Source organism: Bacillus sp. 1NLA3E, from assembly GCF_000242895.2.
GTDB lineage: Bacteria > Bacillota > Bacilli > Bacillales > Cytobacillaceae > Bacillus_BU.
In genome coordinates this window covers 227,509-254,054 of the sequence record NC_021171.1, presented here as the reverse complement: position 1 = coordinate 254,054, position 26,546 = coordinate 227,509, and the positions used below count along the sequence as shown (strand labels likewise).

Sequence of the window (26,546 nt, the reverse complement as noted above, 5' to 3'; positions counted from 1 at the left end):
TTTTCCTCCTTTGTGACGCAAAATCTTCGAACTATGTAAAAAGAAACCTCTTTACTTTGAGGAATTAAATGGAAAGGTTTATTCTGCTATTTAATATGAATTTTTTTATAAACAAGAAAGATAATAATGATATTAAATTATTTAATGAAGGAGATGAATAAATGACGTACCACAATAAAATACGAAGTATCCTAGGTGTTGATGTACGTGCGCGTTATTCTGAAACAGATAGTGGAAATTATGAACCCTTCAAAAATCCTTTAATACATAAACAAATAAACGGAAGTGAGATAGTTCCACTTAATATCACAAAATTATGGAGGAATTAATCCTTCCTTTTTGAAATAATCACTAAGTATAACCAACCTTTAGGCAAGTGGGTAATCTTACTAGCCTTATAAAAAAACTTTAATGCCTACTTGGAGTCAAATGAAGGCGTTTCTTATTGTGTTAATTTCTAATAATTTTGTATTTTCAGTGACATCTATTCCAACAAAATCATTAGCTTGATATACTTGAATTACCTTTTCTTTTAACCGTCCCTTAAGCGTGTCTACCATTCAGGACATAACGCTTAAGGGATTTTTAATTTTTTTTACACAATTACTCTAATGTTTATCACCAATCTCTACTTATAAAATTTCCCAGTTCGTAGTACCATATATTCATAAATGAATTAAATCAACGAGGTGTATACGATTGAATGTATTTGAAGGTGTTGAGTTTAATACAATGCAATTTATAGGGCCCCTAATTGTTCTAATAGTTACTATGGTTGGTATCTCTTTTGTTTATCGCTTTTTTTTTAAGTGGTTACCTAAAAAACTATATAACTTTCTAATTGGTCCGGTAGCTCTCATTGGTTTTTACATATGGCTCATTCCTATGAATTTAGGTTTTCACGAATTATTCAAGTAAGTAATTGGCATCTAGTTTGATGCCTTTTTTAGTTTCTGTGAAACTTAATACAAATTTTTTGTTTAAACAACCTTCCAGCCCTTACGGATCCGACTCTGAAGCTCATATTTTTTCAACGGTTCAAATAGGTAAACCCGATTCCCTTCTTCTTTCCGAAACAGGAGCACCCACTTTGGTTGTCTTTTTTTTGCCATGGGGCTTAACCACCTTCCGTTCGAGTTTTTTCAATTTTTCTAGCTCAATCCATCCCCCGAATTCCTTTTTGTATGTAATAAGTGATAGTTTGTGAGGATATTTCTTTTCAAATAGCTTTCTCTTAATCTTGAAAGCTTCAGTTTCCACACCTTTCACATCAATTACCTCAATCGAACCGTCCAGGTGATGCACTTCAAAATCGGAAACATATTCGATTTTCCGGAAATGCTGTCCGCCTTTATCGAAGGCCTCCTGGAGCAAGTATCTAGGTTGCAATCTAAAGAAAAGAATCTGTTTATTAGCTTCCAGCCATTTGAGCTGCATGTAATACTTGCTCTCTGCGACTGAATCGAACTTGTGAGAATCGATTGTTACTTTCCTATTTCCGTACTTTGATGCAGAACTCATGAAATCTTGTGCCTTTGCGAATAACATGTGCTACAAGGCCCTTTGACGAAATATCCATTTGGCTTCTTGCAATCTGGGCATGTTTCTGAAAAAGTGCTCCAAAGAAATTTACATTTTGGACATTCAAGTGCAACGATCCCTTTGTTGTGTTTAATAACATTCCCGTTGGACTTGCACTTTGGACAATTGGGTACAGTTTTTACATTGCTCATTTCTCTTTCAACTCCATTTCCAATTGATTTCCATCAGCGTTATCATTTAGATTCTCCAACTTGCGGACACATACAGGACCGATGCCTATGGCGATACTTTTTAGGCTTTTTAATGGGCGATTGCAGATTGGACAGATCATGTTATTTCCTCCAAATCTATTTCTCTAACACGGTATAAGCCTTTTAAATCGCAAGCTACAAGAAAAACGGTGTCGTAGATTGTCTCTCTCCAACAGAATCTATCTACTGGATCTCCATCGATGTCCAGTGCTTCTTCCAAAATAGTTTCAATCCCTATTTTTCTCTTACCAACAACGATTCCATTTTTATATTCATTGCATTCTTTTTCGGCCATTTTTTTTACTCTGAGAAGGCAGTTATCTTCTAGCTCTTTTTCTATTTCTTCGGATAACCATCCATAGGAAACACCATCTTTTGCTTTGGAAAGGAATTTTTTAAACCGTACCTGTTGTCCTAATTTCAACCTGGTACCCTCCTAAAAAAACTTATTTTCCGGACTTTCTACATCGAAACTAAGAATGGTTGCGAATACCCACTCCTCTTTTAACTCATCATAATCGAGTGACTCCACAGGCTTCCCAGTGCGAGAAATATTCACATTCATTGATTTTAACTCGTCTAAAACATATTGCATTTTCTTTTCCAAAGGCGCACCACGTTTGATTTTCTTTCGGCTTTTAACAGATTCAAGTAAGATTCCCATGATTATGCCCCTTTCTTCTCAGGTATTTTGACATATTCCACAGATTGCTTATCTTGATATACAACAACCGCCTTATCGTAACGATTATAAAAATCACCTGCAGTATGGAACCTTTCGAGAGCATTAAGTTCTTCTTTGGTTGTATAGCAAATCGTTTTTGTTCGATCAACACCATCAAGTTGCCAAACAATGATTGAGAAAGGATCAGGTCCATTGAATCCTATTAAGCAAATTTCAGGCATTTACATTAGCCCCTTTCTTCAGCCGCCAATCTTGTCCTTCGGCTTCAATCAAAAATTCTTCGGCTTGTCCAATCAGTCGACTGGCAGCTGCATATCCGATCTTCTCTGCTAATGTCCCACGGTCCTCATTCGAATTGAACACGATAGGTTTTTGTTTGCGGTATCGTTCATTAATGATGGTGTAGTACATTCGTTCCCGGGGTTCAGTCCAGCTAACTTTTCCGATATCATCCCAAATTAGGACATCTGCAGTGAGAGTATTATGTAATAGCCGGTTGTAAGTCTCTCCCTCATCTTTCATTATCTTGGCCTGCATTAGTTCCTCAATAAAAATCACATCTGATACAATTAGAACGTTAAAACCGTCTTTGATTAATCGTTTTGCAAGTGCAATTTGTAAATGAGTCTTACCAATACCAAAATTATTATGTTCCTGTTTCACCGTTGACCGTTCGGCTGGCGGAAGTTCTTTAAGCCTCTGTTCTCCAAAAACTGCGATTAAACCAAAATTCTTAGATGGGATTACTTTCTTAGTTGATCCGTCCTCTTTCTTTTCAACTTTGAAATTTCGAATATAATCAAAGGTTAGTTGATACATAGATTCAAGCGTTTTCGATTTACGTTGAAAGTTTTCAAAATTTGCGTTAGTGAACTCATCTGGAATCATTGATTGATTAAAACGTCTTTTCCAGGCATTTCTTTCCCTGCATTCACAATATTTCGCCATTTCATAACCATTCTCGCGGTAAAGAACTAATTCTGTATCTTTACAAATAGGGCAATTGTAATCAACCTCCCCATGCTCTTCGGGCATCATCGGCTTCTCTGATTGCCTGTTCTGCGCTTTTGCTTGAAGATCGGCCATAACCTGGGCGATGCTGGTAAACCTTGGCTCCATTTTCTCCATCCTTTCCAGACTTCTCTTCAATATCTGCAGTAGTCTTTATACCTTTCTTTTTCCAATCAACTAATTTTTTATATACATATTTCCAAGTTCGGCCATTTCCTCTAGCAGCATCTTTAATTGCTTCAATAATCATTTCCTCAGGCTGTTCAAAATCAAAGTTATTAATCACATCATTGATGTCCTCTCGAAGAAATTCTGTGATGTCTTTTTCTTCGAGGATTTTACTTTTTTGGAGTAATTCTAAAATGCGATTCATAAGAGCCTTTTCCTCCTCCTCTTTATTTATCTTTAAATAAATATCTATAATACTATCTTTAAGGGTATCCTCATCCATACTCTCCCAAGCGTTCCCGTTCATTTCAAGTTGGTATTTTACCAACTTAGAAGTTAGTGTTTTACCAACAACTTCCCCTAAATCAGTTAGTGTTTTACCAACTACATTTTCTAAATCAGTTGGTGTTTTACCAACTTTTCTTTTGATATTGATGTGTATTAATTGGCTGAGTTTTTCTTTGTCAAATCCTTTTGAAGGGTTAATTTGCCATTTTTCATAATCCTTATTAATAGAAAAAATCATCGTTTCCTCATCCCAATTAATAACCCGACAATCTCTTAAAAACTTTAATTCTTTCTTAATATCTGATTTATTTAACCCAGCTAATTCAAAGGAATTAAATTTTTCAATGACACAATCTTTTTTATGGCATCCATACGATAAACGAATGATAAAGTGCAAGATGGCTAATTGTCGCTTAGAAAAATCTCTCCTAATGACTTCATCAATGAGTTCAGTTGCAATCCGTATGTAGCCATTCTCCAGTTGTACATCAGCCATCCATTATCATCCCTCCCATATCTTTAAGGAACCAATACCATCTTCCCAGTAAGCTCTTGAATCTCTCGTTTAAACTGATCAGCATTGCTGTTACTGTCACTTAGATGCAGCAACCATATTTCCTGTACTTTTTTCAAATCATTAGAAAGAAGAAAATCCTTCACGTCTTCTAGGCTGAAATGAGATCTTTCCAGTCGTTTCTTCATAACCTTAGGAACAGAACCATTAATAATGTTTTGAATAAGGATCTCCCTAGAGTAATTACACTCACACATAACATGTGTAAGCCCTTGGAACCGATATTTGATGTAGTATGTATCTGTGGCAAATAAAAGCTTCTCTCCGCTCTGATTCACGAGTAGGAACCCTAGTGGCTCTGAGACGTCATGTTGGACGTCAAAAGGTAATATGGTCCATGAACCGAGCATGAATTGCTTCTTAGCCTCTACCTTCTTTATCCGGTGATGATTTACTCCTATTCCCTGGGCTGTACCAGCGGACATATAACAGTCAATTCCGGCTTTTAAAACATCCTTAACCGCCTTGCAATGATCACCATGCTCATGGCTTACTAAGCATCCTGCCACCTCTGACAACCGAAAATCAAAGCCCTTTTGAACTTCTCGATAATTTATCCCGCATTCTAGGAGAAGGGGAGTATGACCATCTGTAACGCGGTAACAGTTCCCCTTCGAACTAGATGCAAGTGCGGTAATTTCAATCATTAGAAACCAGGGCCGCCGGTGCCAGTTGGTGCAAATTCCATTTGCTCTTGCTGTGGTGGTGCTTCTTCAAAATGCTCTGAATGATTTTCAACTTTAGGTTCTTTATTAACCGGTTCATCAGGTGTTTCCGAAAATTCAACATCAATCACATCTTTATTAGCATTTTCGCTAATTTCTTTTCTTACTTCGTCTTCTGACTCTTTATTTTCCACATAGAGATAAGAGGCATTTACTTTTTTCGGGTCAATTTGAAGCTTTTCTGTAACTCTATGAACGAGTGTTTTAAATCTCATTTCAGCAGGATGTTTTGACCAAAATGTATCTCCTTTGGCTGCCTTACGAGACTTATCAAAATCGGCTTCAGAAACAAGAATTAATTTGTTTTTCGCTGGATCGTCATATACTAGATAGCCAAATCCACCAACAATTTCTCCTCTATCGAAAGGTTTTTGAATTTCAAACTCATATGATTCAATGCTGTTGCTAAAAGATTTTTTCATCGGTTTAAAATGATCGGTGCTATAAACCAGTTCAATCACCACATCTTTTGGCTTTTCTACAGCTGCCTCCATTCGGTAGTACGCTTTCCCGATATAGCCAACCCTTAAATCTAAATCGTATTTTTTCTCCTTACCATTGAAATAAGGTACTGGGTGAATATGATTAGCGATCAGTGCATCTAATCCAAGCTGTACCGTGTGAACGGCATCAAGTGATAGTTTTCTCATATTGATGTTGTGCCAATTGTAAGGAGCTTGTTGGGTCTTTCCACTGTTAATCCTTTTTGCCTCAAAGTCTTGAAGGACAGAATCTAATTTCAAAAACAAATGTTGTGCCAGCGCCTTTTCATAATCTGAAAAGGCTACTGGGCTTCCTGCTTCTGCGGCAAATTGTGCTTGAATGTTATTTAGAAATCTCTCTGAACTTGTCTTAACTGCTAACTCATTTTGTGTACTCATTAAACTGCCTCCCTAACAATATTTCCTTCATGTTCAACCCTTAGGACCTTATCAGCTTCAGAAACAACTAGGCTGATTGTCTGAGACTTAGTATCGATTAGTTTAGTTACTGCTTCACTGTTATCAATGAAGATTGGTGCGGTAAATCCATAGTGCTCAGATAGCGTATTAATAATGTCTAATCCGATGTTGATCTTGGCTGCATTGTTTAATCCACTGGAATAAGGAACACCGTTAAACGCTGTTTCACATACCTCTTCAAGACCGCCATTTATGTTTGTTTTAAATAAGTTGAAACGAGCATATTTGAATCGGCTATTTATTTTTGATTCAAGTAAATTAACCTTGGTCCGAATAAATTCTTCTGTTAGGTAAAGTTCTTGTTCCAACTTTTCAAACTCAGCAGATAATTTTCTTTCCTGCTGCTTAAGCTCTTCAATTCGGTTATTAGACTGATCAGCAAGAGCAAATTTACCAGCATCCTTTTGTAGCTCTTCTCGTTTTAATTTGAGTGAAATGATCTCTGATTGAATATCTTGTATAGCTTGATCTGACATGCTTCTTAAATCTGAAATTTCAGCGTTAATTTGTGACTTTTCTTTCAGTTTGGCAACATAGACAGGATTTTCATTAATATCGATGATGTTTCCTTCCAACTGATTTAGTTGTTCCTGAAGCTTTTCTAAAGCTGTTTGTTTATCAGAAATTTGACCGTTTAGTTTGTCATATTCAACAGTGAGTTTTTCATTGTTTTGAATGAACTCTTGCTTGCGCTCGCTACCCTGTTTTCCCTTTTCACTAATGCCTTCAAGCTTCTTTGCCTTACTAAGATTGAATTGTGCTAGAGCCTTATCTCGTGCTTCCTGTACTTGCTGTTCTGGTAAGGACTGTCCACATGCCGGGCATTCGCATTTGTCTGCATGAGAAAACTCCTGGTTATTTACTTCAGTCCACTCTTGGCGTAACTGAACAAGTTGATTTTCGATATTTTTTATATTTTCATCGTTGTATCGCTTGTTATTTTTCACTTGATTAAGCTTTGATTTTAGTAAAGAAATATTGGACTGTTCTTCCTGAATTCGAGCCTTCTTCTGATAAACAAGGTCCTTCGAATCTGAATCATGGTCACGTTTAATGTTAAGTAGCTCCATTTCAATTTCTTGAATGGCTTTCTGCCTTTCGGTAATGGCGTTCCCATTCTTGATACTGATGATTTGAGTCATTTTTCCGTCAATTTCATCGTTCATTTGATTGATTCCAGTTTCTAATTCCGACTTATCAAGACCATCTAACTCAGGTAAATTACGCTTTATTTCATCAATCCTTACCGGAATCTTTTCTATCTCTTTATTAATTTCAGTGCGCCTAGCAGCAATAATTTTTCGATGATTCTCTATTGACTTGCCTTGCAATATAGCTGGGAGCTTTGATAAAGACGACTCACTTGCAATGACTTCTTCGTCCGATATATCACCGCATATTTCAAGCAACGTTTTCCTCTTATCCTGCCACTTAACTTGCTCGTTAAAATAACTAGGACTGGTCAGAAGTTTAAAAATATTCTCGTTCACAATTGAATCAACAAGTGTTTTGTACTCTTTTAATTTAGAAGGAACACCATCAACAAAATAATCCGTTGTATGGCCAGTAAATTCTTGAGTAATGGATCCACGTTTCTTGGTCCACTTTTCCGCAAATACTTTTTTCAATGTAAGCTTTCTTCCATTAAGTAGAAAAACACCTTCAACTTCGTGTTGCATCATGTGAACTTCTTTTCCATCGACTAGAGTTTTGATGGAGAAATCCTTTTTGTTTTGAGAGTCCTTATCGAATAGGAGCCACATAAATGCATCAAACAATGTTGTCTTACCAGTTGCATTGTCACCATATACCTTTGCATTTTCACCTCTTGCGTCAAGTAAAAACGACGGAACACCTTTGAACTTATTTAGTTCAAGACTAAGAAGCCTTAATTGTTTTACCATTATCCATTTCCTCCTTCAAATCCATATTGATTGATTCATATACATCCACTAAATCTTCGTATAATCGACTTCCAGATAAGGTAGCAGCATCTTTTTTAAGTAGTTCGTACATGCCATTTAGTGCTGGATGATCAGGCTCATAAACAGGCCCTTTCTTTGTATCAAACACAAGCTTGTCCTCCCTTTTTTAATTGTGGTAAAATAGAGGTAACTTAATTTTTCAAAGTGCAGTAAGTAAGGTGCCAGCCTTAGCTTGCTGCTTTTTTATTTCTGCTGAATAACAATGCCTTCACAATCGCTTCTTGTTTAGCTAAGATGTGCTTTTGTTCCCTCATTTCCTTACAAAGCTCACGAACCTCACTAGCCTTCATCAATTTGCTTACACTAAGAACAAAACTCATTTATTTTTCACCTCCTTTTTAGTACCAGCCATTATCGTCGTATTTCCACGATGTATCATCATAATAGACGTTTAAACATTTCCTTTTAGAATCCCATTCGACGTTTCTGACTTTCGATAAACAGTATTTCTTTTGATTTTCAGTACCTATGGTTTTTAAATGATTAATGTGAATTGATAAAAACAAGAAATATTGTTCCGGTGTCAATCCGAACATTTTTTGTATTCTCCCTCCTCAATCAATTCAAACATTCGCTTTTTATAAGCCATTAAGCGTTCATGACGATATGTGTACTTAGCTGGTAGCTTCTTGGATGGATGAAAAGACATTCTTTCATTAACCTTTCGCACATAATAAGCAATTCGATGAGTAATATCTTTTTTCACTTTTTTATAAACCTCCTTTGGATCAACTTGATCTTGTGCTGGGTCCACATCTTAGCCCATGGAATTCCATACTCTTTACAAATCACTGCAACATAATGATTGAGCGCGGTAATCGCATCGATACATTCATGAAGAGATTTTTCAATAACCGCAATTTCAACCCTCTCAACGCATTTTGGATTGACGGTAAGGTTCTTCGAGGCATCCATAACAGCTTCTAACGCTTCTTTAAGTTCCTCTCTGGTCTTTAGCGATACGGACGTCCTATGTAAATCTGCTGCCTCACCATCTAATTTGACGATTCCCCAGCCGGTGTATTCTGCTGCCGCTTCCATCGCTACCCATGGATCGTTATGTTTTTCTGAGTAATATCTTCCTAATTCAGGTTGAACTTGATAACGACCATTTTCTTGAGAAGATACGGACTCACGAGATCCAAAATATTCATCAAGGGTCATTTGTTGTTGGGTGAGTCCAGTTTCTTTTCTTGCTAACTTAGCCGCCATAGCAGCTCTGCCAATTTCCAATTTCTCACACCCCCATTTCTGCCAAAAAATATGGAATAAACTGATAAGCTAGTATTAGATAGCTTTATTGAAGTAGCCAGTATTTGCTTCCATCCAGCGAGTGTTTTTTTCTATCCACTTAGTTAACATATGTGTTGGTATTTTAACGCCGAATTCTCTTGATACTGGAAAATCAGGTCTAGCCATTAACTCAGCCATTTTTGTTGGTCCACACCGAAGAACTTTCATAGCTTCCTCCCTAGTCAAAACTAGAGGAAGATCATTGAATGAACCGATTCTTTCAACAAGCATTTCAGTAGCACGGTCAGCGATCTTTGCGGCAATTTTTTCAATGAATTGATCATCGTATTGAAGCGTGAACATCTACTTACCTCCTTATGCTGTATTTTTATTAAGCAACTTTTGGTTGCTGTTAATTTCAAAAAAAATTGTCCACTCAACACCTAGAACATTTGAAATTTTTTTAGCTACATCAACAGAAGGTCTACGTTCACCATTTTCAATCATCCCATAGTATTGTCTAGTTATTTCTGCATCAGATTGTTCCGCTACATCTTGCTGAGTAAGGCCTAAATATTCTCTTTTGTTGATAAGCAGTTGTTGAAGATCTTTTGGACTCAATCATTACACCTCCCATCCGCAACTAACGGTTGCTTTATATTTTTAATTATACGCAACTTTTAGTTGCTGTCAACTATTTTTAGAAACTTTTAGTTACGTTAATAGAAAGCAACAATTTGTTGCTGTATAATATTGTTAGGAGTAATGGGAAATGAGGAATAAATATGTTTGCAGACAGACTTAAAAAATTAAGATTAAATAAGAAACTCTCGCAGCAGTACATGGCTGATCTCCTAGGCATCACTAGACAGGGATATGGTAAGTACGAAAATGAAGAAAAAAATAGCAGCCAGCCTGATTTTAGTACCCTGAAAAAATTGGCTGAATTTTTTGGAGTATCAATTGATTACCTTGTAACTGGTAATGAAAACGGTAATTCAAGTGATGAAATGTGGAGAGAATTACTTGACCCTAAAAAACAGGTATTCTTTAAAGACTTAATGGATGCTCCAGAAGAAAAAATAGAAGAATTAATTCGTTTCTGGGAATTCATTAAGGAACGGGATAAAAAATAGACAATCATCTAAATAGGTCATCCTGAGAATATGTTGACGGTAAATACACGTTCTATCTAGTGAACGTGTACATTTTTTACTTTTATTTGCGAAAATTGTATTAATTGGTCGTTTTTACTAAATTCATAGTTTTGTTATAAATAACAACGAAGGATGATGTAAGATGTATGTACCTATTATGAAAAATCGTAAAGAAGAATTAATAGTTATTAAAAATATGAATGGTTATTTTAATGATTCAATGATTCCTCTAATTGAACTTATTAAGGATGAGCATGAAAAAAAATATGAAATTGATGAGAACACTGGAAAGTTTATATATGAGCAAAAAGCTGGCAAAACAAGAAGAAATAGAATTGGAATACCACCCACTGAAGCAGACATAATTACCCTAAAAGCAATTAACGAACGTCTTAACGGTAAGAAAGCATTTATTGAATTCTTTCGATTTAGTGAAGGTGAATATGATAAAAAAAAGACATATAAAAATATTGAATTAGCATTTAGATTAAGCAGGGACTTTGCTTACTACAGACAAAGAATGCTCGAGATTGGAAATTACGCTAATCTTATACCTGTAATTTCCATAAAAAGTGGATTTAAAATTGGTCCTCATATTTTAATTAAATTTATAAACGACCTTAAACTAAATAATCAGTCTATCGTAATTAGGATTACGGACTATTATCTAGAAGAATATGCAGAATTATTAGAGACTCATCTAAGAAGCTCTGATTACATCATGTTAGATATAAGGGATAAGAATGCTGATTCAAAATTTTTAGAATTAGAGGAGTTCCAGGAATTAGAAACCGATGCAAAAAAAATTCTACTTAATTCTCCTAGATCCCAAACTCATAAAAATGGGGATTTCGAAAATTTAGTATTCACAGGTAAAATTAATAATCAAGTCGCAAATATATATAAAGAGTATAATTTAGATGGCTTTGGGGACTTTGGCGGATTAAAAGACGCTCTACCCGAAGAAGGTGGTAGTAATGGGAAGGGATCGGCATTAGGACTTATTTATTTAAAAGAAAAAAATGCTTTTTTCTCAGTAGTAAACCATGATACTGATAAAGGAGTAAGAGGTTATGAGTATGTTAGAAGTGAAATTTTACAAAGATTAAATCTCCTAGATAGAGAAAATCATTGTCTGGCTATAAAAAGAATAAAAGACATGGGATTAACGTTCGGTAGCTGGGGAACTTGGAATAACCTAACATTAACACGATATATACAACAACAATCACAAGAATAGTGTACCTATAGGTACACTATTTCAGGTGATAATAAATTTTTAAAAAACCATTGGTAATCGATTTCTAAAATTTCATCACTATTTTCTACAAGAAAGTTCCATTTGTCATAATACTTGGTTTTTAATATGAATTTAAAAATTTTGTTAATTTCTTTATTTGTTTTTGAACTAGTTATTACATCAATCATAGCATCTTTAGTTTCAAGATTTGGACACTGAAAGAATGTGTTCAAATCTTTTTTTGTTAAGACAGACAATTGTGCTTGAGGAGATATGCTAGTTGAAGATACAGCGTTACGTTTCTTTTTAAAAACATATTTACCAGTATTGGTTTTGTAATAGGTGTAAATACCACATTCCTCTGGAATATACGGTACCATTGAATCGTGATTCTGTACTGAACAAATTAAATAGACTTTTTCAAAGACCTGAAAATAATCTATCATTTGTTGTTTTAAGCGAATTGGGGTATCTAAATCCGTTTTTATCTCATAAGCAGTACTGCAACCATTTATTTTACATAAATCCAGTCTACTTTTGCCTACATTCAATTCAAATATTGAAACATGATTGCTTGTTTTAAAAAGCACATTATTTATGAATGTAGATTTAACAGAGGTTTCATTAGGGTAATAGTGTAAGATAAATTGATTTAAGAACTCCCTTGGTGTTAAATCACTATTATTCTGGTCGTAAGGCAATTGACCATTGAATGTTTTTAAAACCTCACGTTTAATTGTTTCATTACTCAAAAAAGTAAAATATTGATTTGATAATAATTTCGCAAATTCAAAATAATCATTCTTTTGCATAATATGCACTCCTATACTATCGCAATTATATATATTTTTTAGATGTTAGTCTACACCTGCGAAATTGACCTGTTAGGTTAATTATGTTAATTTCAATATATAGAGTAAGGGGGATAAAGATGAACATTATTTACACCTCTAATAAGTTAGAGAGAATATTGACAAATCAACGTTTAATTAAAAAAGAATATACTGCTTTTTATAAAAATGTTATTAACAGGATGTCTGAATTAACAGCTGCGAATAATTTAGAGGAAATCTCTCACGATCCCCCTCCTTGTCGGCATAAACTAACTGGGGAGTATGAAGACTGTTGGGGAATTGCTGTTTCTAAGAACTACCGTATTGTTTTAAGACCGGTTGGAGAATGGGATGAACAAGATCACAAAACAATTAGTGACATAGAAATCTTGACAATAGAGGATTATCACTAGAAAGGAGGTATTATTATGGGTGAGAACTTTATCGTGCACACTGGGGCAATTATTAAAGAATATCTAGATGAACTTGGAATGAGCCAAAAAGATTGTTCAAAGAGGTTAGGAATTAGTGAAAAACATCTTTCTAATCTCTTGAACGGAAAGACTAAATTAACTGAGGATATCGCTATTAAATTTGAAAAAATATTTCATAATGTCCCCGCATCTTATTGGTTAAATTATGAAAGCAAATACAGAGAATACCTAAAAAGGGAAGAAATAAATCAAAAAGAATTTAAAGAAAAAGAATTGATAGAACTGGATAAAAGATTTAAATTTTCTACTGTTTTCGCAGGTTTAGATTGGGATTTGAAAAAACAAGCAAATGAAATGCTAAAGCTCCTAGGTATAAGTAATTATAGTTTATTCGATGACGTTTATTCTAATCTGAGTGTTGATTTTATGGAAGATGGTGGCGAAAAGGAATCAATTGCAATCTGGTTGAATTTAGCAAGAGAAGAAGTTGAAATTCAAAACCGCGATTTGTCAAATAAAAAATATGATAGAACAAACTTAATTAATTCATTGGAAAAATTTAAAAGAATTGCTTTAAACAACGATTATCAAAGCTCTTTGCAGAGCGCAAGAAAGTTGTTAAATCGCTTAGGTATATATTTAGTTTTTTGTGATGCAGTAGTTAACAGTAAAGTTAGAGGTGCTCTTACAACCTATAAGAAAAATCCAGCTATTTATTTAAGTGGAAGATTTAAAACACATGATCATGTTTGGTTTGCTCTTATGCATGAGATCGGACACCTAATAATGCATTATGAACCAAATATACCAATCATAACATTTGAGTCTGAATTAGAATTGGATAATAAGATTTCTACAAAAGAAGATGAAGCTAATGAATTTGCAAGAGATTTTTTTATAGACAAGAAAGACTATAAAAAATTTACTGAGTTAGGAATATTTAATCAGAAAAGTATCGAAGAATTTTCATTATCGCAAAACATACTCCCCGGTATTGTAGTAGCAAGGCTACAACATGATGGGTATATTGGCTTTGAAGCATTTTATTATCTAAAAAATAAATAGTCAAAGAAAGACTACGGCATTATTTGGATTACAACCAAATAATGTCTTTTTTATTTTGTTATAAAAATATATAATGCATATAGAACATATGTTCCTAAAGTATATTTAAGTACTTCTTATTTTATTTTTATATTACTAAACAAAAAGATAATTGGTCATTTTCACACTCAATTAACGAACATAAATTCGTTTTTCAGGAGGCAACCATGGACTACCAAACCACTTTACTTGAGGATTGGATCGAAGATTTTTATTTTAAATTAGAAATTTATCACCCACACCAACTTGATTTATTGGATATTTCGTTTCGAATGGGATTGAGCTTGATATTTAAAGATATCTCCAGTCGATTTTATCATAAAGAAGTCATCATTGATGAGAGATTAAGCTCTCAAGAACAATGGCAAGAGTTTGGACATGAGCTATGTCATGCTTTGCGACATAATGGAAATCAGTTAATTATGTCAGAAAGCTTTATTGAGCTCCAAGAGCATCAAGCAAATAATTTTATGTATCACTTTTGCATTCCTACTTTTATGTTGATGAATATTGAATTTCCTAGAACGAAAGGACAAACAATTAATCTTATCGCTGATACGTTTAACGTAACCATAGATTTTGCAAAGAAACGACTAGAAATGTTCGAGAACCGGGTAACAGGTGAATTATTCCACCGAGAGTATATAAAAATGCTAGAAGATATACCAGTGGTTCATGAAGAACCAGGTATTATCTATCTTGATGACGATATCGATGAATATACTAAATTTGAGAGGTTTATTAATCAATTAGACTGGCCAGATGATGAAAAACAAGAGGTCCTTCAAGGATACAAAGAAAAACACGAGATCCTATAATGAGAGGAGATATCCATGGCTTACTTTAGGAAAATTGATTCAAATAACAAGCAGGGCTATAAATGGGTTTGTGTTAAAGATGGTCCACCTGATCCAGTCACTGGGAAACGTAATCAGATACCTAGACGTGGGGATACAAAAAAAGAAGCTGAAGCAAAGGTCGATGAAGCAATAAGAAAACTAACAGATCACGGGATAGATGATAAAAAAATAAAAAATCTGCCCTTTGAAAAAGTAGCACTGGAGTGGCTGAATACCTACTCTAGAGGTAAAGTTAAAGCCAGTACTGTTCGTGTCAGGGAAAAAGAAATTAAAATCTTGTTACGATACATTGCAAAAGTGAATATTGATAAAGTTAGTCCACGTATGCATCAAAACATCTTAAATGACCTTGACGACAAAGAATACGCCAAAACAACGATAGAAGGTGTTCATGTTACGGCAAATATGATTTTTAACTTTGCCATCAAGGAAAAAATGAGAAGAGATAACCCTTGCACCGGATCTGTCATTCCAGTGAAAAAATTAACGGTTGAGGATATCGAGAACAACACGATAGAGGAAAAATACCTAGAAAAAGATGAACTATCCGAATTTCTATCTACAGCACATCAGTATGGTCTTTTAATGGATATGGAGATATTCTATCTACTTGCATTTTCGGGGATGAGATCTGGTGAGCTGTGCGCTCTGAAGTGGACTGACGTGGACTTTGAAACGAATGAAATAAGAATTACCAAGACTCTATACAATCCTGATAATAATATGCATAAATACGAACTGACACCACCCAAAACGAAAGGATCTATCCGGACTTTTGATATTGATGATAGCATAATTGATTTATTGAAAGCCCATAAAAAAAATCAAGCTAAGATAAAAATGGCAAACAGGCATAAATATCCTGACTACCACGATAAGAATTTTATTTTTTGCCGTGAAAACGGATATCCTTTTATCCAAAAAAACATCATTATCCGAATGAATCGCCTGCTTAAAAAAACATCAATACAAAAAAATGCTACCCCTCATATCTTCAGGCATTCTCATATCAGTATGTTGGCCGAGGCTGGAATTGATATTAATACAATCATGAAAAGGGTTGGTCATGACGATATGAAAACAACGATGAAAATCTATACTCACATTACAGATAAAATGAAAAAAAATGCCACCGAAAAGATTAAAAATCATTTCGGAAGCATTCTTAATTTAGCAAAATCGCAAGAAATGTGATTGAAATGTGATTTTATCAGGGTTAAAGGCTCATAAAAGAGTCTATAACCCTTGATATATCAACGTTTCAAACGTCTCTCCTACATCATGCCGCCCATTCCACCCATACCGCTCATATCAGGCATTCCGCCACCTGCACCAGCAGGTTCTGGTTTGTCAGCAACAACTGCTTCAGTTGTTAAGAACATAGCCGCAACAGAAGCTGCGTTTTGAAGAGCAGAACGAGTAACTTTAGTTGGGTCAACGATACCAGCTTTGATCATGTTTACCCATTCGCCATTAGCAGCGTTAAAGCCTGTTCCAACTTCTTCACGCTTTAAGCGTTCAACGATAACAGATCCTTCAAGACCAGCATTGTGAGCGATTGTGCGTACAGGCTCTTCAATCGCACGTAATACGATGTTTACGCCTGTTGCTTCGTCGCCTTCAGCTTGGATAGAAGCTACTTTGTTATATACATTTAGAAGGGCAACACCTCCACCAGAAACGATACCTTCTTCTACTGCTGCGCGAGTAGAGTTCAATGCATCTTCAATGCGAAGCTTGCGCTCTTTTAATTCAGTTTCAGTTGCAGCACCCACTTTAATGACTGCTACACCGCCAGCTAATTTAGCAAGGCGCTCTTGTAATTTTTCACGATCAAATTCAGAAGTAGTTTCTTCTAATTGAGCACGAATTTGGTTTACCCGAGCTGCAATTTCTGCAGTTTCTCCAGCACCTTCTACGATTGTTGTATTTTCTTTTGTTACAACAACTTTAGAAGCGCGACCTAGTGATGCAATTGTTGCAGACTTAAGTTCGCGACCTAACTCTTCAGTGATCACTTCACCGCCAGTTAAAATCGAGATATCTTCAAGCATTGCTTTACGACGGTCACCAAAGCCAGGAGCTTTAACAGCTACTGCATTGAATGTTCCACGAAGCTTATTCACTACTAATGTTGATAATGCTTCACCTTCAACATCTTCAGCCACTAGTAATAATGGTTTACCTTGTTGAACCACTTGCTCAAGCACTGGTAAAATTTCTTGAATGCTAGAAATCTTTTTGTCAGTGATTAAGATATATGGATTTTCTAATACTGCTTCCATTTTGTCAGTATTTGTTACCATGTAGGCAGATGCGTAACCACGATCGAATTGCATACCTTCTACAACGTCTAATTCAGTTGTAAAGCCTTTAGACTCTTCGATTGTGATAACTCCGTCGTTACCAACGCGCTCCATTGCTTCAGCGATTAATTGACCCACTTCTTCGTCAGCAGAAGAAATCGCTGCAACTTGTGCGATAGACGCTTTGCCTTCGATTGGCTTAGAAATAGCTTTTAATTCTTCAATAGCAGCAATAACAGCTTTTTCGATTCCTTTACGGATTCCCATTGGATTTGCACCCGCTGTTACGTTTTTAAGGCCTTCACGAATCATTGCTTGCGCAAGAACCGTTGCAGTTGTTGTACCGTCACCGGCAACATCATTTGTTTTGCTTGCTACTTCTGCTACAAGCTTAGCTCCCATGTTTTCGAAAGCATCTTCTAATTCGATTTCTTTAGCAATGGTAACACCATCATTTGTAATTAACGGAGAACCAAATTTTTTCTCAAGAACCACGTTACGTCCTTTTGGTCCAAGAGTTACTTTTACTGCATTTGCAAGAGCATCCACCCCGCGAAGCATCGCGCGACGTGCATCTTCACTGAACTTTATTTCTTTTGCCATCGTAAAATAACCTCCTCTAATATTTCTAAATTTTATATTCGATTGGTTTCTGCTGATTAAATTATTCGGCTACTACAGCAAGAATGTCAGTTTCACGTAAGATTAAATATTCTGTACCTTGGAATTTCACTTCAGTACCAGAGTATTTTGAGAAGATAATGCGATCGCCTACAGCAACTTCTACTGCCACACGCTCACCGCTATCAAGAACACGACCAGTACCAACTGCAACAACTTTTCCTTCTTGTGGCTTTTCTTTAGCATTGTCAGGAAGTACAATACCGCTCGCAGTTTTTTCTTCTGATTCAACAAGCTCAATAACAATACGATCACCAATTGGCTTTAACAAGAGAAACAACCTCCTCAAATAATATGTAATTTATCAATTATTAGCACTCTCCTCTAACGAGTGCTAACACAATTAATATTGTAAATAATTTATCAGTCTTTTGCAAGTGCCATGCACAAATTTTTTTATGATTTCCCCTCAAATTCTCAACCTTATAAAGTATTCAACACAATTTTATTTTTATTCAAATTCACAAAATTTACTAAGAATAAACTTGTTAATTTGAAACATAGGGTCAATTATTAGTAAAATGGGATTACTATCGCAGTTTTTATTAGAAGGAGTAAAATATATTGAAAAAGAAATATTGGATTGTCTTAATTACATACATTACCATGCAGTTGTCTAGCTACATCGGGGTTCCCCTCACAGTCTATATTGGAACCTTGTTCGGAAAAACAATGGCTGAGATGAAGGTTTTAGCCGTCCCCTTTTGGCTTGTCATAAGCTTTGCTATTACCCTTTTGATTATACTCTTGGTATTGCGAAATGATTCCGATACACGCTTTGAAAAAAATAGGGCTAGTATTACCTCATTGGTTATTTGGGCTATATTCGGGGTATTTTTAGCATTGTTTGCTCAATCGGTTGCTGCAAATATTGAAGCCATGCTGGGAATTAAAACGGGGTCTGAAAATACGCAACACATCATTGGGATTATCGAAAGCTTCCCAATCGTCATCTTTATTAGTTCCATTGTTGGTCCAATATTAGAAGAGATTGTGTTTCGAAAAATTATCTTTGGGGCTTTGCATCAACGATTTAATTTCTTTATTTCCGCTCTTATCAGTTCTGTCATTTTCGCATTAGCACACCTTGAATTTGAACACGTTTTATTGTATTCAGCAATCGGGTTTTCCTTTGCTTTTTTATATGTAAAAACAAAACGGATAATCGTCCCAATCATTGCCCATGTTACCATGAACACTCTCGTTGTAATTATTCAAACCGTATATAGAGAAGACATTGAAAGAATGCTACACCAGGTTGAAAAAATTCAAAGCTTTATCGGAGGATTTTTATGAGACAATCACCTTTGTTTTCTGGCATCGTTCATATACTTATAGCATGCTTATTCACTTATTTTGCTGTTGACAGTGTTAATACTGATGGTTGGGATATATTTGGGTTCATCCTTGTTTTTCTCGCAACCTTTGATTTTGGGTCTGGTATCAGATTAATTGGATTGCATATTAAATTAAGAAAAATCACCCAAAAAAAATGAGCCACTATGGAGCTGTTAACAAACTAATAGGATTTTCAAAACCTGTGTAGAACTTATTCTACACAGGTTTTTTTGGGGGGGAATATATGATGGGTCGTAATGATCTAACATAGAAATATGGAGATAATTTAGTTTATACCCATATAATAGAGGTAAGTTTCGGTAAAAGGATTCTTATTTCAAACCTTTTTTTGAAAGTTATTCCATTAAACAATCGAGATCCAAGTCTTTCATATTTTTCTCTCCTTTTAATTTTTTCCGATAAACAAACTTTGATAAAGTGATACTTATTTCATAAAGTAATAGTAATGGGATGGTAACAACAAAATCTGACATAAAATCAGGCGGAGTAATAACTACTGCTATAATTATAAGTACAAAGTAAGCATATTTACGTATCCGTGAAAGGACAAAAGGATTTATCATTCCCAGTGAAGTAAGAAACATAATGACAACAGGTAATTCAAATAAAACTCCAAATGGAATCGTCATGTTCATAATAAATTTGAAATACCTTTCCGCTGTAAAATTAGTAACCAACATAGCCCCGCCAAGCTGAATGAGAAACTTAAAGATCATAGGAAGGATGACAAAATATCCGAAAGCAAGTCCAACAATAAATAAGATAAAGAGTGCTGGAATATAGGTTAGTGTTATCTTCCTTTCCTTTGCCCTTAGAGCCGACCTTACAAACAACCAAATCTGTGTGGCAAGAAAAGGCATGGTCCCAGCAATGGCAACAACAGCCGCGAGCATAAAATAAATCCTGATAATATCGCTTGGTCCCAGAACTAATAATTTTACATCAAGATCTTTAACAAACCATTTATAGATATCGATAGCATAGAAAAATCCAACTACAAAAGAGAATAGAAATGCTAAAGCGGATAGGATGATTCTCTTTCGTAATTCCTCTAAATGATCGACTAAAAGTAATTCTTTATCTATCACTCTTCATCCCCCTTCTTTTCCCTCATCAATCAGTAAAATTGTACCATGTGTCCTTTTGAAAACCTCGTTCCCCTCCAAGCCATACCGCTAATGAATCGGTATGGCTAAACTCATCACCACATTGGATTTGTCGATTCCAGGTTCAATTATTTTACACCTTATTTAGTTACATCTTTTTTACCTCATCAACTTTCTTAACTACATCACTTGTAAGTACTTGTACAGTTGCATCTTGTTTTGCCTCATCAATTTCCTTGACTATATCGCTTGTGAGGTCTCTTGCAGATTTTTTAAATTCACTGAGTGTTTGTCCAACTGCACGGCCAAGTTCAGGCAATTTCTTTGGTCCAAATACGATAAGTGCCAAAATAAAAATTAAGACTAACCCAGGTATTCCAATGTTTGAAAGCATTTGTAACATCTCCTTTTTAGGTTGAGACAATTAACTTTTTTACCATATCAATAGGTTTTCTATTTTTATATAAACTATGGAAAGAATTATTAGTTTCAATTGCACCTATGGCTATAGGAAAATACTAATCCACTTCACTTTCACACGTAATATGGCAAATTTTCATTAGGGACCATGAAGTTGGAAACTTATCCAACTTCATGATCCTTATCTTGTTTACAAAGCTTATTATGAGGCCACAAAATTATTATTAACTGAGCTCCAATTAAACTAACGCCGTACGTAAAACGGCTCCATCTTACGTAAATCTTTTTATTACTATTTCTTCTTCCAACTGATATCTAATTTATTCGCCCATGAGGCTCCGTGACATTTTAAACATCCATTGGTTGATTGCTCATGTACTTTGTGGCAGGTACTACACTCCCGCTGACCACCGTGTTCTGAATTATGCGGATTCTCATTTGCCTTTGTTCCAAGCGATGCGGTCTTTTTTTGTACCTTCTTCCAATCATGACATTTCAAGCACATCTCTTTTGAAAAGGTTCTCGTTTTCATTGGATCCTCATAGTTTCCGGTTACATATTTCACACCTTCCTGAGCTTTTGTCGTAAGTGAGTCCTGGTGGCAATCATGACATACAATCTTAGCCTTGGCATGTTTATAAGCTAGCAAATTACTGCTACTATTTTGATACGAATTATACTGTGGTTTCATATTGTGACAGGTGGTACTGCAAAATGCTGGGTTATCGCTGGCCTTTACGACTGCCAATCCTCCTAGACCCACAAAGGCAAGTACAATCAATAGTAGAAAGATTATTTGTTTCTTTGACAGATTTTTAAAAAGCTTTTGTTCGTTATTTATTTGTTCTGGTTTGGGTGACATTTTTTTAAACAATTTTCTATCCTCCTATTCAGAGTTTTATTTATCTTCAGGATATTATTACGGGAAAATTTCTAGAGCTTGGCAACTGTCATCCCAACGAGACGTCCGTAAGTGAGGGCAAATGCATGACTTGTACCTGCCGTGACGGTAGGATAGTCACCAACAAAGCGTCCACCCGATACGTTTCCCACTGCATACAAGCCCTCAATTCCCTTGTAATCCTTATCAAGAACATTTCCCGTTTCAGGGTCGCAGGTCAATCCGCCCATGTTGACGAGCATAGCGCCCCCGGCCATCTTACCAGCATAGAAGGGAGGATTTGCAATTGGGAATAACCGCTTCGCCATCTTGCCAAAGTCCTCATCCACGCCTTTACCGCATAGCTCATTGTAGCGTTTGATGGACGCAAGGAGCCTTGCCTGCGCCTTTGAATCCAGCCCAAGCTTGCCTACCAACTCCTCTAAACTGTTGGCGATAACAATGCCATCAGTGGCCCGAACTTCCTCACGGGAGGTAATTGACACCCTGCCAAGAGCCCAAGAGGAGTCCTTTAAATGAGGGACCTTATCAGCAGCAACACAGTGGTTGACGCTTCCGTGGGAAACATTCATGAGTCCAATCTGTTCAGGCCACTTATCATCAAAGATCTGCCACGCAAAATTGCCCGGTTGGCGATATAGGGCATTTGACAACTGCTGGCCGCCGGCATCTTCGTTAATAAAGCGTTTTCCTACAGTGTTAGCCAAAAAGAACGCATCAACACCAAGAGGACCACCAAGTGTGTGAGTCATCGGCGCATGGGGACCGTCTTCCATCTTTGCCCCGACCCAGACGCCCAGCTTATGTCCATCGCCTGTATTGGCTGGGTTACCATTAGCATCTACGCTGGGATAAACATTAAAGAAATTTACCGCCCAAGGTACGAAATACTTAATCATGTCTTTGTTATTGCCATAATCCCCCGTCGCAAGGACAACACCCTTTTTACCGATGATTTTAATATAATTTCCCTTTATGTCTTGACAGATGACACCTTCAATCCTGCCTTTATTGTTAGGGCGGATGAGCGTTTTTGCCCACGTCTTAAACATAAACTTGCATCCCTGCTTCAAACACTTCTGATGTACGCGTTCCATAAGCTTTTTTTGACTCGGAAGAATAGCCATAACCGTCGGGTATGAAGGGTTGTATTCCTCCGCGGGATTGTAACCCTCGGGTACTGGAAAGTGTTGCATTGATATATTAATCTTGTTTACATCTAATGAGAGTGCATCTTCTGGAAGAACCACATGGTCAGGTGCAAGTTCCATCAGCCAATCAAAGTCCTCGCCGCTATGATTAGCCCAGTAGTTCCACATACGGTGATCTGCACGGTAACCCATCTGCTTCATGTTCTCGGTAATTGCAGCGTTTTTATCCATCTTGACTCCAAGAGACTTTTGAATTTTGCTATCGATGATTCCATACTGACCGCTGCGGACTTGGAATGTGTCTGCCTTTTCGACAACAATTACTGAGGCACCGGCCTCCGACGCTGCTCGTGCCGCATGCATTCCTGCTACACCAGCCCCGACAATCACCACGTCAGCTTTAAGAGTCTGTTTAATTTTCGAATCAGAAATTTCAGGTGCCTTACCCAGCCAATCTTCGGACGAAGTTTCTGCAGAAGCTCGTGCAGTATCCGCTTTCTCGGAACAACCAGCCAGTAGTCCCGCGGAAGCAACCCCCAAAGCTGCAATTGCTGTTCCTTTAACAAAGTTCCTTCGACTTAACCCCTTCTTCTCGTTTTCGCTCATTAGTACTCTTCCTTTTCTCTATATATTTTGTACTACACAAAAATGCTATCATTTTGTAATTTTCGGCAACATATATCATGGTACAGAATTTACATCGTGATCATTTTCACAATTTGTACTTTCATACTATAAAGTTAAATCAAACAAAAATACCCTGCCAGCTTTGTAGCTGGCAGGGTATTTTTGTTTAGCAAGAAGCTTTATATCGAACTAGAAGAAACTTATTTTATTGTTAGTCCGGTGTGCTATAAACTCAAGTCCTTTAAAGGAAATATATAACTGAAAGAATGTTTCGCCATCGTGTAGGTCAATGTTTGTGATTTCTTGAATTTTATTAATGCGGTAAACCAGGGTGTTTCGATGAATATAAAGGATTTCCTTCGTCTTTAATAAAGCTTTTAGGTTAATAATATAATAGTATAGTGTTTTCATAAATTCAGTATGGTTTTCTTTATCGTAGTTTACCAGACAAAATACAGCTGGATGCAAATAATCCGTAATATCGGTAGTCTTGTTGCCCAATTCAAACAATCGGTAAATAGATAGTTGTTGAAAAAAGAAAACTTTTCCCGGCTTTTGTAAAGATAAACCAATATCCAGAGCATCTTTTGCTTGTTGATAATGTCGCTTGATTTGACAGGGATCGTGAAAGCACATACTAAAACCAGCAGCCATATCACAAGCGTTAAGATAAGTGTTGAGCCTCTCCTGCTCCTGACCCGTCAATTCCTGATTTTCATTATTATGATGGATCAATACAATATGATCTGTGTATACGGCAAAAATACTGTTTTTAAAAATCTTTCCTAGTTCCTTTAATATTGGATGTAATTGCGAGTTTAAATGAGTTGGATTTACTGATTGAATCACAGCCATATAAATATTTTTATTCAATTTCAAATTCAAGGTGCTGATTCGTGCTTCGATAAATTCTCTTTTTTCAATTGAATTTTCCAGCATATCCCTAAGAAAATGCTCATGTAGCATACCCTTGATATTTTTATTAAAGTAGTTGTTTTTCATTTCAAGGGAGATAATCTTGCATATTTTATCAGTCAGAATAAGGTCGCTTTCATCCCAATCAACATATCCTTTCATTACCACTGCATATCCAATGATAACTTTATCCAACATAATGGGCGCATGTATCAGTATGGTATCTTCCGGCAAAGGTTTGTCATGGCCGTAGCACTTCCAAAAATAGGAAGAACCTTTCTCTCGCATCGTATCTAACGCTTTTACCTGAAAAAAAGCTGCCATTGTTTGTTGAATCATCTGCTCATCCTGTCCGGCCATTTTATAAATCTCATTCTCAGGTCTTAAGTTTTGAGAAAAAGCAAGAATTTGAAAACCTAAATCATATATTATAATAGGGTTTCCAAGTAAGGAACAAGCTGTGTCCGCAATGGTTTGCAGATTTCCGGAACATGCAGCGTCTAAAAGCTTTTGAGGAATATAACCTTCATCACTAGATGTGAGGATAATGTTTTGTATCCGCGCATATAACGTATTAACGCTGACCGGCTTCTTAATTAAAATAAGATTGAGCATATCACAAGAAGTCAACTCAGTTGGAATTTCAAGGTCACATAGACACACTAAATTAATAGATGAACAAAACTGCGCTGGGTCTTGGAGTATGAAATCTTTGCAGATATACAAAATGTCATCCTTGAATTCTGACGGGATTTCCTCTATTAAAATGACTGTAGTTACCTTTTCATTTTTCCTGTTATTAATATATAGTTGGGGTTCGAATTCATCAAGCTCACATGAAACTCTGCGCATATTGGTTGTCATATCGGTCACCTCCAAATAAAAGAGCTGTTAACACAAAAAAAGAGGGAATCTCCTCCCTTTCCGCGGACGAACTGCCAAGCCCCCTCGTTCGAGCCTCGCGTGGGGTCATCCCCTTCTTTTTCCGCTGGAATATCGCAAATTCCCTTACAATCAACAAACATCGTTTAACAGACACCCATGCCAATCCCCTCGGCACATCTATAAATAAAAATAACAAAGGAAGTTATCCACAGTTATTTTTTGGGTAGGGCCTATTATTTAAATAAATAGGTCAAATGTGTTGAAAAAACTTAATCAAATACCATTGTATAATTGTCCCATTGAAATAACACAAAGAATAAAAGAATATATCATGACAAAATGCAAAAGTTTTATAGTGAATTCGTATGCAAGGGAAAATTGGAAATTCCCCATATAAAAAACCTGTATAGAATAAATTCTACACAGGTTTGAAAATCATATTAGTTTATCAACGGCCCTCTATGGGTACATTTTTTCCTTATTCCTCTTCTACCTTTGGATAGTGCTTTAAGAAATACACAAGTGATTGTAATTCTACGGCCAAATCAATATGATGAACACGAATGTCCGAAGGAACATTCAATCGTGCTGGCGTAAAATTTAGAATTCCTTTAATAGGACCACTGGTTAACCGATCAGTTGTCGCTTGCGCTACTGGAGCTGGAATCGTCAGAATCGCCACATGAATATTCTCTTCTTTGATTTTTTTCTCTAAATCATCCATATGAGCAACAGGAACATCAAGAATACTTGTTCCAACCTTTGCTGGGTCTACATCAAATGCAATGGCGATCTTCGTATTATTATTTTTTAAAAAATTATAATTTAATAAAGCTGTGCCTAGATTACCTACACCAATTAAAGCTACTTTTGTCAATTCATCCTGATCAAGCGTTTTCCGAAAAAAAGTTAACAGGTAATTCACATTGTAACCGTAGCCCTTTTTCCCTAACGCACCAAAATAAGAGAAGTCTCTGCGTATCGTCGCAGAATCTACTTTGACTGCCTCGCTTAGTTCTGCAGATGAAACGCGCTGTTTTCCGGATGTATGTAAATTTTTTAAGAAACGATAATACAGTGGTAATCTTTTTGCAGTGGCCTGTGGTATTTTGGATGAACCCTCATTTGCCATAACAACTCTCC

General features: G+C 36.1%; 35 protein-coding genes. 9 read left to right on the top strand and 26 right to left on the bottom strand.

Translation table 11 applies throughout. From position 1 onward, the window contains the following. The first annotated feature begins 161 nt into the window (after window positions 1-161). Window positions 162-329 (top strand): hypothetical protein, encoded by a 168-nt coding sequence (locus B1NLA3E_RS25100; RefSeq protein WP_187292136.1) that lies wholly within the window; start codon window positions 162-164, stop codon window positions 327-329. 709 nt (window positions 330-1,038) lie between these two features. Here the strand turns inward: B1NLA3E_RS25100 and B1NLA3E_RS01395 are convergent. From B1NLA3E_RS01395 to B1NLA3E_RS01325, 17 genes are all read right to left on the bottom strand, one after another. Further along, window positions 1,039-1,548 (bottom strand): DUF1064 domain-containing protein, encoded by a 510-nt coding sequence (locus B1NLA3E_RS01395; RefSeq protein WP_015592077.1) that lies wholly within the window; start codon window positions 1,546-1,548, stop codon window positions 1,039-1,041. Between the two features lie 181 nt (window positions 1,549-1,729). Further along, window positions 1,730-1,873, bottom strand: a complete 144-nt coding sequence (locus B1NLA3E_RS25095) for a DUF6011 domain-containing protein (protein ID WP_187292135.1) — start codon at window positions 1,871-1,873, stop codon at window positions 1,730-1,732. Further along, on the bottom strand, window positions 1,870-2,217 hold the full coding sequence (locus B1NLA3E_RS01390) for a hypothetical protein (protein ID WP_015592076.1): 348 nt from the start codon (window positions 2,215-2,217) through the stop codon (window positions 1,870-1,872). The genes B1NLA3E_RS25095 and B1NLA3E_RS01390 overlap by 4 nt, the downstream gene beginning before the upstream one ends. A 12-nt stretch (window positions 2,218-2,229) precedes the next feature. Continuing rightward, complete coding sequence (locus B1NLA3E_RS01385) at window positions 2,230-2,457, bottom strand: hypothetical protein (RefSeq protein ID WP_015592075.1); 228 nt, start codon at window positions 2,455-2,457, stop codon at window positions 2,230-2,232. 2 nt (window positions 2,458-2,459) lie between these two features. Further along, complete coding sequence (locus B1NLA3E_RS01380; RefSeq protein WP_015592074.1) at window positions 2,460-2,699, bottom strand: hypothetical protein; 240 nt, start codon at window positions 2,697-2,699, stop codon at window positions 2,460-2,462. Beyond that, a complete protein-coding gene (locus B1NLA3E_RS01375; RefSeq protein ID WP_015592073.1) occupies window positions 2,692-3,516 on the bottom strand; it encodes an ATP-binding protein in 825 nt (274 codons plus the stop codon). Before B1NLA3E_RS01375 ends, B1NLA3E_RS01380 begins: the two co-directional genes overlap by 8 nt. Further along, on the bottom strand, window positions 3,488-4,441 hold the full coding sequence (locus tag B1NLA3E_RS23125) for a replication protein (protein ID WP_015592072.1): 954 nt from the start codon (window positions 4,439-4,441) through the stop codon (window positions 3,488-3,490). The genes B1NLA3E_RS01375 and B1NLA3E_RS23125 overlap by 29 nt, the downstream gene beginning before the upstream one ends. 23 nt (window positions 4,442-4,464) lie before the next feature. Next, window positions 4,465-5,166: an MBL fold metallo-hydrolase gene (locus B1NLA3E_RS01365; RefSeq protein WP_015592071.1), complete on the bottom strand. Its 702-nt coding sequence runs from the start codon at window positions 5,164-5,166 to the stop codon at window positions 4,465-4,467. After that, window positions 5,166-6,125 (bottom strand): recombinase RecT, encoded by a 960-nt coding sequence (locus B1NLA3E_RS23120; protein ID WP_015592070.1) that lies wholly within the window; start codon window positions 6,123-6,125, stop codon window positions 5,166-5,168. Before B1NLA3E_RS23120 ends, B1NLA3E_RS01365 begins: the two co-directional genes overlap by 1 nt. Further along, window positions 6,125-8,110: an AAA family ATPase gene (locus B1NLA3E_RS01355; RefSeq protein WP_015592069.1), complete on the bottom strand. Its 1,986-nt coding sequence runs from the start codon at window positions 8,108-8,110 to the stop codon at window positions 6,125-6,127. Before B1NLA3E_RS01355 ends, B1NLA3E_RS23120 begins: the two co-directional genes overlap by 1 nt. Beyond that, entirely contained in the window at window positions 8,085-8,279 is a 195-nt protein-coding gene (locus B1NLA3E_RS01350) for a hypothetical protein (RefSeq protein ID WP_015592068.1), read from the bottom strand. The genes B1NLA3E_RS01355 and B1NLA3E_RS01350 overlap by 26 nt, the downstream gene beginning before the upstream one ends. A 79-nt stretch (window positions 8,280-8,358) precedes the next feature. After that, a complete protein-coding gene (locus B1NLA3E_RS25090) occupies window positions 8,359-8,511 on the bottom strand; it encodes a hypothetical protein (RefSeq protein ID WP_187292134.1) in 153 nt (50 codons plus the stop codon). An 18-nt stretch (window positions 8,512-8,529) separates the two neighbouring features. After that, a complete protein-coding gene (locus B1NLA3E_RS01345) occupies window positions 8,530-8,727 on the bottom strand; it encodes a hypothetical protein (RefSeq protein WP_041580212.1) in 198 nt (65 codons plus the stop codon). Next, the gene (locus B1NLA3E_RS01340) at window positions 8,715-8,897 is read right to left on the bottom strand and encodes a hypothetical protein (RefSeq protein WP_015592067.1); all 183 of its coding nucleotides are present in this window, start codon (window positions 8,895-8,897) and stop codon (window positions 8,715-8,717) included. Before B1NLA3E_RS01340 ends, B1NLA3E_RS01345 begins: the two co-directional genes overlap by 13 nt. Then, window positions 8,894-9,424, bottom strand: a complete 531-nt coding sequence (locus B1NLA3E_RS01335) for a hypothetical protein (protein ID WP_015592066.1) — start codon at window positions 9,422-9,424, stop codon at window positions 8,894-8,896. The genes B1NLA3E_RS01340 and B1NLA3E_RS01335 overlap by 4 nt, the downstream gene beginning before the upstream one ends. Before the next feature lie 54 nt (window positions 9,425-9,478). Continuing rightward, entirely contained in the window at window positions 9,479-9,787 is a 309-nt protein-coding gene (locus B1NLA3E_RS01330) for a hypothetical protein (RefSeq protein ID WP_015592065.1), read from the bottom strand. Between the two features lie 12 nt (window positions 9,788-9,799). Further along, entirely contained in the window at window positions 9,800-10,045 is a 246-nt protein-coding gene (locus tag B1NLA3E_RS01325; RefSeq protein WP_015592064.1) for a helix-turn-helix transcriptional regulator, read from the bottom strand. A gap of 164 nt (window positions 10,046-10,209) precedes the next feature. On the opposite strand from B1NLA3E_RS01325, the gene B1NLA3E_RS01320 reads away from it, so the two are divergent. Together B1NLA3E_RS01320 and B1NLA3E_RS01315 are read left to right on the top strand one after the other, a co-directional pair. Beyond that, complete coding sequence (locus tag B1NLA3E_RS01320; protein ID WP_015592063.1) at window positions 10,210-10,560, top strand: helix-turn-helix domain-containing protein; 351 nt, start codon at window positions 10,210-10,212, stop codon at window positions 10,558-10,560. Window positions 10,561-10,723: 163 nt separating this feature from the next. Next, window positions 10,724-11,821, top strand: a complete 1,098-nt coding sequence (locus B1NLA3E_RS01315) for a beta family protein (protein WP_015592062.1) — start codon at window positions 10,724-10,726, stop codon at window positions 11,819-11,821. A gap of 5 nt (window positions 11,822-11,826) precedes the next feature. Here the strand turns inward: B1NLA3E_RS01315 and B1NLA3E_RS01310 are convergent, their stop codons facing one another. Then, a complete protein-coding gene (locus B1NLA3E_RS01310) occupies window positions 11,827-12,633 on the bottom strand; it encodes a sce7726 family protein (protein ID WP_015592061.1) in 807 nt (268 codons plus the stop codon). 119 nt (window positions 12,634-12,752) lie between these two features. Here B1NLA3E_RS01310 and B1NLA3E_RS01305 point away from each other — a divergent pair, with 119 nt between their 5' ends. From B1NLA3E_RS01305 to B1NLA3E_RS01290, 4 genes are all read left to right on the top strand, one after another. Beyond that, window positions 12,753-13,067, top strand: a complete 315-nt coding sequence (locus B1NLA3E_RS01305) for a plasmid maintenance system killer protein (protein ID WP_041580211.1) — start codon at window positions 12,753-12,755, stop codon at window positions 13,065-13,067. Between the two features lie 15 nt (window positions 13,068-13,082). Continuing rightward, complete coding sequence (locus B1NLA3E_RS01300; RefSeq protein WP_015592059.1) at window positions 13,083-14,153, top strand: HigA family addiction module antitoxin; 1,071 nt, start codon at window positions 13,083-13,085, stop codon at window positions 14,151-14,153. Window positions 14,154-14,359: 206 nt separating this feature from the next. Continuing rightward, window positions 14,360-15,010 carry an ImmA/IrrE family metallo-endopeptidase gene (locus B1NLA3E_RS01295; protein WP_015592058.1) on the top strand — a complete coding sequence of 217 codons (651 nt, stop codon included), beginning with the start codon at window positions 14,360-14,362 and terminating at the stop codon, window positions 15,008-15,010. Between the two features lie 15 nt (window positions 15,011-15,025). After that, window positions 15,026-16,246 (top strand): tyrosine-type recombinase/integrase, encoded by a 1,221-nt coding sequence (locus tag B1NLA3E_RS01290; RefSeq protein WP_015592057.1) that lies wholly within the window; start codon window positions 15,026-15,028, stop codon window positions 16,244-16,246. Window positions 16,247-16,326: 80 nt separating this feature from the next. Here the strand turns inward: B1NLA3E_RS01290 and groL are convergent, their stop codons facing one another. Both groL and groES read right to left on the bottom strand, forming a co-directional pair. Beyond that, complete coding sequence (gene groL / locus B1NLA3E_RS01285) at window positions 16,327-17,961, bottom strand: chaperonin GroEL (protein WP_015592056.1); 1,635 nt, start codon at window positions 17,959-17,961, stop codon at window positions 16,327-16,329. A 61-nt stretch (window positions 17,962-18,022) separates the two neighbouring features. Continuing rightward, window positions 18,023-18,310: a co-chaperone GroES gene (gene groES / locus B1NLA3E_RS01280; RefSeq protein ID WP_015592055.1), complete on the bottom strand. Its 288-nt coding sequence runs from the start codon at window positions 18,308-18,310 to the stop codon at window positions 18,023-18,025. A gap of 293 nt (window positions 18,311-18,603) precedes the next feature. Between groES and B1NLA3E_RS01275 the strand changes: the two genes are divergently transcribed. Then, window positions 18,604-19,335 (top strand): CPBP family intramembrane glutamic endopeptidase, encoded by a 732-nt coding sequence (locus B1NLA3E_RS01275; protein WP_015592054.1) that lies wholly within the window; start codon window positions 18,604-18,606, stop codon window positions 19,333-19,335. Further along, entirely contained in the window at window positions 19,332-19,535 is a 204-nt protein-coding gene (locus B1NLA3E_RS01270) for a YdiK family protein (protein ID WP_015592053.1), read from the top strand. Before B1NLA3E_RS01275 ends, B1NLA3E_RS01270 begins: the two co-directional genes overlap by 4 nt. A 198-nt stretch (window positions 19,536-19,733) precedes the next feature. On the opposite strand, the gene tatC is transcribed toward B1NLA3E_RS01270, so the two are convergent. From tatC to B1NLA3E_RS01240, 6 genes are all read right to left on the bottom strand, one after another. Next, window positions 19,734-20,486 (bottom strand): twin-arginine translocase subunit TatC, encoded by a 753-nt coding sequence (tatC, locus tag B1NLA3E_RS01265; RefSeq protein WP_015592052.1) that lies wholly within the window; start codon window positions 20,484-20,486, stop codon window positions 19,734-19,736. Between the two features lie 166 nt (window positions 20,487-20,652). Then, complete coding sequence (locus B1NLA3E_RS01260; RefSeq protein WP_015592051.1) at window positions 20,653-20,898, bottom strand: twin-arginine translocase TatA/TatE family subunit; 246 nt, start codon at window positions 20,896-20,898, stop codon at window positions 20,653-20,655. Window positions 20,899-21,216: 318 nt separating this feature from the next. Next, window positions 21,217-21,798 carry a cytochrome c3 family protein gene (locus tag B1NLA3E_RS01255; RefSeq protein WP_015592050.1) on the bottom strand — a complete coding sequence of 194 codons (582 nt, stop codon included), beginning with the start codon at window positions 21,796-21,798 and terminating at the stop codon, window positions 21,217-21,219. A gap of 59 nt (window positions 21,799-21,857) precedes the next feature. After that, complete coding sequence (locus tag B1NLA3E_RS01250) at window positions 21,858-23,582, bottom strand: FAD-dependent oxidoreductase (RefSeq protein WP_015592049.1); 1,725 nt, start codon at window positions 23,580-23,582, stop codon at window positions 21,858-21,860. 210 nt (window positions 23,583-23,792) lie between these two features. Then, window positions 23,793-25,244 carry a PucR family transcriptional regulator gene (locus tag B1NLA3E_RS01245; RefSeq protein ID WP_187292133.1) on the bottom strand — a complete coding sequence of 484 codons (1,452 nt, stop codon included), beginning with the start codon at window positions 25,242-25,244 and terminating at the stop codon, window positions 23,793-23,795. A 637-nt stretch (window positions 25,245-25,881) separates the two neighbouring features. Next, window positions 25,882-26,535 carry a redox-sensing transcriptional repressor Rex gene (locus tag B1NLA3E_RS01240; protein WP_015592047.1) on the bottom strand — a complete coding sequence of 218 codons (654 nt, stop codon included), beginning with the start codon at window positions 26,533-26,535 and terminating at the stop codon, window positions 25,882-25,884. Between the last annotated feature and the right edge of the window lie 11 nt (window positions 26,536-26,546).

Coding starts and splice junctions, on each gene's coding strand:
- B1NLA3E_RS25090 (WP_187292134.1), bottom strand. CDS start 8,511: ATGAGTTTTGTTCTTAGTGTAAGCAAATTGATGAAGGCTAGTGAGGTT.
- B1NLA3E_RS01355 (WP_015592069.1), bottom strand. CDS start 8,110: ATGGTAAAACAATTAAGGCTTCTTAGTCTTGAACTAAATAAGTTCAAA.
- B1NLA3E_RS23125 (WP_015592072.1), bottom strand. CDS start 4,441: ATGGCTGATGTACAACTGGAGAATGGCTACATACGGATTGCAACTGAA.
- B1NLA3E_RS01365 (WP_015592071.1), bottom strand. CDS start 5,166: ATGATTGAAATTACCGCACTTGCATCTAGTTCGAAGGGGAACTGTTAC.
- B1NLA3E_RS01240 (WP_015592047.1), bottom strand. CDS start 26,535: ATGGCAAATGAGGGTTCATCCAAAATACCACAGGCCACTGCAAAAAGA.
- B1NLA3E_RS01380 (WP_015592074.1), bottom strand. CDS start 2,699: ATGCCTGAAATTTGCTTAATAGGATTCAATGGACCTGATCCTTTCTCA.
- B1NLA3E_RS01290 (WP_015592057.1), top strand. CDS start 15,026: ATGGCTTACTTTAGGAAAATTGATTCAAATAACAAGCAGGGCTATAAA.
- B1NLA3E_RS23120 (WP_015592070.1), bottom strand. CDS start 6,125: ATGAGTACACAAAATGAGTTAGCAGTTAAGACAAGTTCAGAGAGATTT.
- B1NLA3E_RS01320 (WP_015592063.1), top strand. CDS start 10,210: ATGTTTGCAGACAGACTTAAAAAATTAAGATTAAATAAGAAACTCTCG.
- B1NLA3E_RS01270 (WP_015592053.1), top strand. CDS start 19,332: ATGAGACAATCACCTTTGTTTTCTGGCATCGTTCATATACTTATAGCA.
- B1NLA3E_RS01385 (WP_015592075.1), bottom strand. CDS start 2,457: ATGGGAATCTTACTTGAATCTGTTAAAAGCCGAAAGAAAATCAAACGT.
- B1NLA3E_RS01330 (WP_015592065.1), bottom strand. CDS start 9,787: ATGTTCACGCTTCAATACGATGATCAATTCATTGAAAAAATTGCCGCA.
- groL (WP_015592056.1), bottom strand. CDS start 17,961: ATGGCAAAAGAAATAAAGTTCAGTGAAGATGCACGTCGCGCGATGCTT.
- B1NLA3E_RS25100 (WP_187292136.1), top strand. CDS start 162: ATGACGTACCACAATAAAATACGAAGTATCCTAGGTGTTGATGTACGT.
- B1NLA3E_RS01305 (WP_041580211.1), top strand. CDS start 12,753: ATGAACATTATTTACACCTCTAATAAGTTAGAGAGAATATTGACAAAT.
- B1NLA3E_RS01315 (WP_015592062.1), top strand. CDS start 10,724: ATGTATGTACCTATTATGAAAAATCGTAAAGAAGAATTAATAGTTATT.
- B1NLA3E_RS01250 (WP_015592049.1), bottom strand. CDS start 23,582: ATGAGCGAAAACGAGAAGAAGGGGTTAAGTCGAAGGAACTTTGTTAAA.
- B1NLA3E_RS01310 (WP_015592061.1), bottom strand. CDS start 12,633: ATGCAAAAGAATGATTATTTTGAATTTGCGAAATTATTATCAAATCAA.
- B1NLA3E_RS01345 (WP_041580212.1), bottom strand. CDS start 8,727: ATGTTCGGATTGACACCGGAACAATATTTCTTGTTTTTATCAATTCAC.
- B1NLA3E_RS25095 (WP_187292135.1), bottom strand. CDS start 1,873: ATGATCTGTCCAATCTGCAATCGCCCATTAAAAAGCCTAAAAAGTATC.
- B1NLA3E_RS01395 (WP_015592077.1), bottom strand. CDS start 1,548: ATGTTATTCGCAAAGGCACAAGATTTCATGAGTTCTGCATCAAAGTAC.
- B1NLA3E_RS01295 (WP_015592058.1), top strand. CDS start 14,360: ATGGACTACCAAACCACTTTACTTGAGGATTGGATCGAAGATTTTTAT.
- B1NLA3E_RS01300 (WP_015592059.1), top strand. CDS start 13,083: ATGGGTGAGAACTTTATCGTGCACACTGGGGCAATTATTAAAGAATAT.
- B1NLA3E_RS01260 (WP_015592051.1), bottom strand. CDS start 20,898: ATGCTTTCAAACATTGGAATACCTGGGTTAGTCTTAATTTTTATTTTG.
- B1NLA3E_RS01375 (WP_015592073.1), bottom strand. CDS start 3,516: ATGATGCCCGAAGAGCATGGGGAGGTTGATTACAATTGCCCTATTTGT.